The organism is Halopseudomonas sp. (assembly GCF_036961105.1).
Lineage (GTDB): Bacteria > Pseudomonadota > Gammaproteobacteria > Pseudomonadales > Pseudomonadaceae > Halopseudomonas.
The window spans coordinates 21,391-27,943 of sequence record NZ_JBALWW010000032.1 but is presented as its reverse complement, the minus strand read 5'-3'; the positions used below and the strand labels follow the sequence as shown (position 1 = coordinate 27,943).

General features: G+C 52.8%; 6 protein-coding genes. 1 reads left to right on the top strand and 5 read right to left on the bottom strand.

The window, feature by feature from the left end; translation table 11 throughout:
- Window positions 1-210 precede the first annotated feature (210 nt).
- From V7756_RS18425 to V7756_RS18415, 4 genes are all read right to left on the bottom strand, one after another.
- Window positions 211-1,683, bottom strand: coding sequence for a TIR domain-containing protein (locus tag V7756_RS18425; RefSeq protein ID WP_335611669.1), 1,473 nt, complete (start codon window positions 1,681-1,683; stop codon window positions 211-213).
- 84 nt (window positions 1,684-1,767) lie between these two features.
- Window positions 1,768-2,079 (bottom strand): 4-fold beta flower protein, encoded by a 312-nt coding sequence (locus V7756_RS19170; protein ID WP_442909030.1) that lies wholly within the window; start codon window positions 2,077-2,079, stop codon window positions 1,768-1,770.
- Window positions 2,080-2,162: 83 nt separating this feature from the next.
- Window positions 2,163-2,804 carry a hypothetical protein gene (locus V7756_RS18420; protein WP_335611668.1) on the bottom strand — a complete coding sequence of 214 codons (642 nt, stop codon included), beginning with the start codon at window positions 2,802-2,804 and terminating at the stop codon, window positions 2,163-2,165.
- Between the two features lie 349 nt (window positions 2,805-3,153).
- Window positions 3,154-3,594, bottom strand: coding sequence for a MaoC/PaaZ C-terminal domain-containing protein (locus V7756_RS18415; protein ID WP_335611667.1), 441 nt, complete (start codon window positions 3,592-3,594; stop codon window positions 3,154-3,156).
- 133 nt (window positions 3,595-3,727) lie between these two features.
- Between V7756_RS18415 and V7756_RS18410 the strand changes: the two genes are divergently transcribed.
- Window positions 3,728-4,099, top strand: a complete 372-nt coding sequence (locus V7756_RS18410) for a hypothetical protein (RefSeq protein ID WP_335611666.1) — start codon at window positions 3,728-3,730, stop codon at window positions 4,097-4,099.
- A 49-nt stretch (window positions 4,100-4,148) separates the two neighbouring features.
- On the opposite strand, the gene V7756_RS18405 is transcribed toward V7756_RS18410, so the two are convergent.
- The gene (locus tag V7756_RS18405) at window positions 4,149-6,401 is read right to left on the bottom strand and encodes a TonB-dependent siderophore receptor (protein WP_335611665.1); all 2,253 of its coding nucleotides are present in this window, start codon (window positions 6,399-6,401) and stop codon (window positions 4,149-4,151) included.
- Window positions 6,402-6,553 lie beyond the last annotated feature (152 nt).

Genomic DNA, 6,553 nt, shown 5'->3' with positions numbered 1-6,553 from the left:
CGCGGACGAGGCTGGCAGAACCTATAAAAAACAAAACCCCATCCAAAATGGACGGGGTTTGTCAGCGATCTGAGGCCCGGTAGGGCCTTTTTTTGTCGCGCATTAGCAAAGTCAATTACCGAGGAAAACTGGCGAAATGTTTATCTGACCCAAATCCCCCAACAGATGCTGGCGGTCATTGGATTCAGATGCTTATGTACTTGGTCTGAGTTATACATCGTCCAGCCGCGCTAACAGCCGAAACACAATTTCGTCAGTCACTTGATCTTCCAGCGCCTTTTCAGGATCCCGCGTAAACTTAATGCCTACAATGTCCTGAGGGATTCCTGGGAATACGGTGTCGTCCAAATAGATTGGAATTACAGCCTCATCAGCCACTCGCGGGGTAAAACACTCCCTCTCAAAGGTTGGCCAAATTTTTTCACGATGGGCTTGGTCTAAAACACAAATTACCAGTCTCGATCTCTGTTTGAAGATCTCCTCAAAGGTCTTGGCCCACGCCTTGCCTAAATAGTTATTCTCAAATAGCTCGTCAAAGAATACCGAGCAATCCATGACTTCAAGTTGTGACGCTATCTGCTTCGTAAGATCTCGATTTTCTCCGGCAAAGGAAAGTGAAAAATCGAACTCATAGTCTTTGTCGGTGTGCTTGAACCCACACTCTTGGCGCAGAGCTTCCCAATCTAGGTGTTTTAAATAATAAAAAAGTGCTGGATCTTCGATTGCGAAGTTTTTCGTGTCGGAGTTGTAGTAAAAATATCGTCCACATATCGGTTTTGAGTCGAGAAGTACAGAAAGTCGTTTCTCCTTGACGTTATTTATACTGCCTTTTACTTCTGGTGCAGCGTTTGCGAGCATCTGCAAATCTACAATAGAACTTTCTTGACGGGACACCTCTCGAAGCAACTTAAAGTACGGATCGTTTGATGACCGGAACCGCTTGCCTCGACAGAATTCCGTGACGGCCTCATTGTAAGTGTGGTGAAGCCTATCTCGGACCCTTTTTCTTGTAATCGCGACGTCGAAATGTACCGTCCTTTTTTCTTGTGCTGTTTCGGTAACGTCTTCCAGCAGGCAGATCATTTGACACAGAAGCTGTGTGACCCAGTAGTCGCCTCGAGATTCTTCGAAGATATTCTGCTTCCCTTCGATCTCGATATTTAACTTTTCCTCACCCTTTTCAATGAGTTGGAGAGTTCCGGTCTCATCTGCGGGCTGAATCCGGTGTATCCCGACTCTCTTTGCAACGTCTGGGACGAAGTGAATCAGTTCACTGCCGACCCTATTGATTCCTATGAGGACAACCTTCGGATGGGCAGCGGGGTCATTTTCTTCTGCTGCAATCTTTGCAATGTTACCTAGCTGTTCCTGGATGTCGTTCGCTAGCCGATGAAAATCATCGATGACATACGCGCCTGGGCCGCCTTGTTGCGCCAACTGAATGATCCTTGCAACATCAGCCGCTTTTCTAGCCGAAAGGTATTCAAATTTTCGGTCCGGCAACACGCGCTCAATGATCTTTCGGACGGTGGTTGTCTTACCCGTTCCCGATTGGCCCTCGACGACCATGGGCTTACCCGGATTGCGAAGATCTACCAGTAGTTCGTTGAAATTCGGCGGCCGAACGAATGTGTATTCCGGCACACCCTCTGTTCGATAGATCTCCTCGATCGGAAACGTCATGTTTGATTCTCCATAGATGTATAAAGCCCTGCTCACCGTAAAATTAGGAACGCAGCGAGTAATTTTTCCGAATGCGGGAATATGTCATGCGCTTTCAAATTCTTCCAGTGCATCCACTCGTCCCGCTCTTGAGGCTCGTGCTGCACGATTTGCTCTACGAGAGGGCGTGGCAGGTGTAGCAGGTGCTGCTCTTGTGGCCCGGGCAGCAGGTGAAGCCATAGACACTCGTCGAAGAACGTAATTTTCGCTTTCTATCTCACCTAGAAATGTGCCATTTTTCCTCCACACTCGGCCATCTTCTGTTATCCACGCAACATACTGAGAGGAAGCATTGAATAGGCGCCCATTTGTTATGAAACCAAAATATTGGCCATTCCATCTGTAGATCGGTTTCATGAGCTCTCCTCGTGCATAACGTTTGGTCAAGGGGCGCGCTTTGGCTCACCCGAGTGAGCGAAGCGAGCGATTTGAGACAGTTGCTATATTTCCCCTAACGCGAGACGTAAGTCATAGAGTTTTTTATATTCATCAAGACCGACGACTAAGTTCTTTTTAATTTCCTCTGCCGAGCCTTTGCATACTCCACGCTTTGCCGACTCTAAAACAGACTCATTATCCAATGCCTCTATAGTTAACTCGCCAGGCGAAGGCGTGATGCCTTTGCCGTGATATTTTTCTCTGACTGTATTGTTGCTATGACCAATGCTTGACAATTGCCCTATTAGTAAATTGTCGAGGACTTCTGAGATTTTTCCACTTAGTTCTTTTTCACATCCGAATTTAACGATTTGCGTATGGAGAAACCAGAAGTCTGCAAGCCTTGTATCGACAGTGCTGTCGCTACCCCAGCCACCCGGATAGCGCTTTGCTAAACTGAGAAGAAATCTAAATGTTTCTGTTCTTGCGGACTTAAGCTCAATTATTGTTTTTTCAGCGTCTTTCTTCACCTCTTTGAGCTTTACGATGTTTCCAGCAATTGAAAATTCTTGAACCTCGGATGAAAAGGAAGTGACCAGCCCCAATACTGCAAAAGCAACAACAAAGGCTATAAATTCACTGCCTGAGAACTTTCCTTGATTCAGAAGATAAAGACCAAGCAATGCGCTCGCTGAAAATAACATGAGGCCTATTACGGACAGTATAATTCTCAACCGATGCGCTCCAGTGAGGGAATATGAAAGTGATTGGATGGTACGCATCGATATAACGTGCGACGACCGCCGCACGCTTGATGTGAAAATATCGTCAAATCAGCACCTTCCATGTTCTACCTCAGCTCATCTGTGCACGTTAAACCGCATGCGGCTTAACACCATTAGTCGCGTGTTATACCGACTGCGTGTGGCATTCAGGCTGTAAGCGAGCGTCCTTGCTGCGTCCGGGAGGGGGGCGTTGGCTGGCTTGCAGTTACTGGCATAGTGCTACAGTTTTTTGGCTCTGCCAACCATTCGCGTTTCAGCATTTAAGTCGTTATTCCCCAGTGCCCATCAAGTAGTTTACGGTTGCTGTCATCACCCTATGCCCGTTGCGGTCTGTGGTTTCCAGCTTGCAGCTAACTACGCCAAATGCCTTGCCAGGCTGCGGTGGGCTTTTGTTGAGGATGGTGACTTTTACGCTTAGTTTGGTGGGGAGCGTAACCGGGCGGTGCCAACGTACGTGTTCCATGCCGGATGCGCCGATCATGGAGGTGTGTTTGAGAAAACCGTCGACCACAATGGATGCGGTGAGCGACAGGGTGTGTAGGCCGCTAGCGATCAGTTCGCCGTAGAGCGATTGACTGGCATATCCCAGGTCCAGGTGTATGGGCAGGCGGTCGAATTCCTGACAGAAGCGCAGGGAGTCTGCTTCCGTTATCTCACGCGGCCCGAGAGTGTGTGTTTCATCGAGTTGTAGGTCTGCAAAGTACCTCATGTGACTCCTTGTCTTTGTAAGCAGGGCATCATTTGCAGGCTGCTTAATGGCCTTACCGGTTGACTCTTGGCGGCGCTGGCGAGCCTATGCCCTGTGGTAGAGTAGCCGCCTGAATCCAATCCGGGTAACCCAGATGCTTATATACGTGCTCATCGCCACTGATCGTCTTGAAGAGAAGCAGGAAAAGAAGCTGCGGCAGAACCTGCCTGAGTTGCAGGCGGCCTTGCAGGCGTACGCTGAGGCGAACGAGACAAACAAGGTCACGTTGATCAATGACTGCGAAAGCGATGATTGCGAAGACTGGCAGTTGGGTATCAGCCAGCCGATCAAGAAGCACATTCAGCTGAACTTCCCGGTGAACCTGTTTAACGACCTTGCCAAAAAATACGAGATTGATTGCGAGGTGGGTTACATCGAAGACGGCGAGCGCGAGCCGGTCAGTTATTTTGGCAAGCACGAAGGGCAGGGCGAGGCGTTTCTGATTGCGGAGTATCTGGGGCTGTAAGCCACCTTGAGGGTGACGCGGGGCTGTTGCCAGCCCCGCGCGGGGTACATCAGAAGCGGTATTTGGCTGTGGCGGTAACGCTGCGGGGTTCACCGTAGGTCATGGCGCCGTAGGCATCGAAAATATCGAAGTACTTCTCGTCGGTGACGTTTTTGGCGTTCACCTGGGCCGAGAGGTTATCGGTAATGTCGTAACGGGCCATCAGGTTGACGAGGGCGTAGGCGTCCTGCTCGATTTTCTCGGAATCTCCGGCCGGGTTGGTGGCGTAGGTGTGGATGCTGTCTTGCCAGTTTACGCCGCCGCCAATGGTCAGCTTGTTGAGCGGGCCTTGAAAGCGGTAGGTGGTGAAGGTACGCAGCAGCTTGGTGGGATAGAGCGTGTTTACTGCGGCGCCGTCCGCATCTTCAATATCGAACTGGGTATAACCGGCAGAGACGTTCCAGCCGGGTGCCAGTTCGCCGGATACTTCCAGTTCAAAACCCTCGCTGGTGGCGCCTTCGCTGGCTTCGTAGATGAAGCCCAGCGCTGGGGTGGTGGGATCAAGATAGACGCCGGTGCTGACGCCAAGGTTGTCCTGCTTGATCTGGAACAGGGCGGCGGAGGTGTTCAGGCGACCATCGTAAAACTCGCCTTTCAGGCCCAGTTCGGTGCTCTCGCCAACGATGGGTTCGAGTATCTGGCCGTTGGCATCCGCGACCGATTGCGGCAGAAAGATGTCGGTATAACTGGCGTAGGCCGAGAGTTGCTCGGTCAGGTCGTAGATGATGCCGGCGTAGGGGGTTACTTCCTGGGTTACGTCGATGTGCGTGGGTTCAAGGGAATAGATGTCGTCGCTGTCGCGCTCGTAGTAGTTGACGCGCGCCCCGAGGATAACCTTTAGCTCGTCGGTCATGTTCAGCCGGGTAACGCCGTAGAAGGCTTGCTGCTCCACTTCACCTTCGCCGTAGCGTGAGCGGTTGGCCCAGCTGGGTTCGGCCACGTTACCGGTATAACCGGGGAAGTCGGCAATGGGATAGGCACCCGGTGTGCCGGCGCGGGCGTCGGCGTCGAACTCCTGCTTGCTGTTGATGTACCCAAAGGCAAGTTCATGTTCACGCTGGAACAGCTGGATCGGGCCACTGAAGCGCAGGCTGAAGTCGTCCTGTGTGGTTTCTACGTGGTAGGCACCCACGGAGCCGCCCATGTCGACGGTGGTGGGGTCAAAGTCCGGGTTGCCGTACAGATACAGCAGGTAGGAGTCTGCAATACGCTCGCCACGGCTGTAGCTCAGGTTGGCCAGCCAGCCATTGGCAAAGGTGTGGTCCAGGTTGACGAAGTAGTTGTCGTAGGTGGTGTCCCATTTGCTCCATTCGGCCGAGGTGGTCTTGGAGCGGCTCCAGTCGGTGCGGGTGCCATCGGCATTCCACACTGGCAGGCCGCCCCACATGGGGGAGTCGGAGTTGTTCTGCTGATGGCTCATGCCGAACCATAGAGTGGTGTCGTCGCTCAGGTCGATATCCATGGTGCCATAGAGGGTTTCGCGCTGATTGCTGTGCAGGTCTATCCAGCTGTCGCCCTCGTTGTACTCACCTACCAAGCGGGCACGAACGGTGCCGGCTTCATTCAGCGCCATGGACACGTCGCCCAGGGTGCCGTAGGTGTCCCAGGTGCCACCGCTGACTTCCAATGACCCCCTCAGATAACTGCTATTGGCGCGTTTGCGGGCCAGGTTCAGGGAGGCCGAGGGGTCGCCTGAGCCGGCCATCAAGCCATTGGCGCCACGAACGATTTCTACCCGGTCATACATGGCCAGGCTGCTGAAAATCTCGCCCGAGCTCCATGGTTGCTCCCAGATGGTGGGGATGCCGTCGATCATCAGGGCGTTGATCTCAAACCCGCGTGCATTGAACTGGGCGCGGCTGGTTTCATAGCGGTTGACCGATACGCCGGTGGCGTTGTTGACGACATCCAGAATGGTCTGCAGGTCTTGATCCTGAATGCGCTGCTGGGTCACTACGGTGACCGACTGGGGTGTTTCGCGCAGCGACAGGCCCAGCGGGGTAGCGGTGCGGGCTTCGTCGGTGGTGTAGGAGCCAGTGTCTTCGGTTAGGGCTGCGTCGCGTTCGCCCGTTACAGTCAAGGGCGCCAAGGTGGCGGCGCCTTCTGTGGTAGTGGTCTGTGTCTCCTGCGCATAAGTGGGCAGGACAGCAACGGCCATACCCGTGGCGAGCAGGTGCACGATCATAGCCAAGGGGCGCACAGGTGCCTTGGTAACGGGCGTCGCTGGCTTGACGGAGCGGGGAATCACAGAAGGTGAAGACATGAATGAACTATCCTTGATAACAGTGGTCGTGATAAGAATCGTTCGCATTCTATGTGAGTTGTATAGGTAATGGAAGGGTCGTTGTAAATTACGTAAGCATGCTCTGGGGGGGCGGCAGGGCGCGGTTCATTCAGGTATTAGCAGTCGGGATT

Excerpts from the sequence above, each read along its gene's own strand:
- V7756_RS18425 (WP_335611669.1), bottom strand. The coding sequence starts at position 1,683 with ATGACGTTTCCGATCGAGGAGATCTATCGAACAGAGGGTGTGCCGGAA.
- V7756_RS19170 (WP_442909030.1), bottom strand. The coding sequence starts at position 2,079 with ATGAAACCGATCTACAGATGGAATGGCCAATATTTTGGTTTCATAACA.
- V7756_RS18420 (WP_335611668.1), bottom strand. The coding sequence starts at position 2,804 with ATGTTATTTTCAGCGAGCGCATTGCTTGGTCTTTATCTTCTGAATCAA.
- V7756_RS18415 (WP_335611667.1), bottom strand. The coding sequence starts at position 3,594 with ATGAGGTACTTTGCAGACCTACAACTCGATGAAACACACACTCTCGGG.
- V7756_RS18410 (WP_335611666.1), top strand. The coding sequence starts at position 3,728 with ATGCTTATATACGTGCTCATCGCCACTGATCGTCTTGAAGAGAAGCAG.
- V7756_RS18405 (WP_335611665.1), bottom strand. The coding sequence starts at position 6,401 with ATGTCTTCACCTTCTGTGATTCCCCGCTCCGTCAAGCCAGCGACGCCC.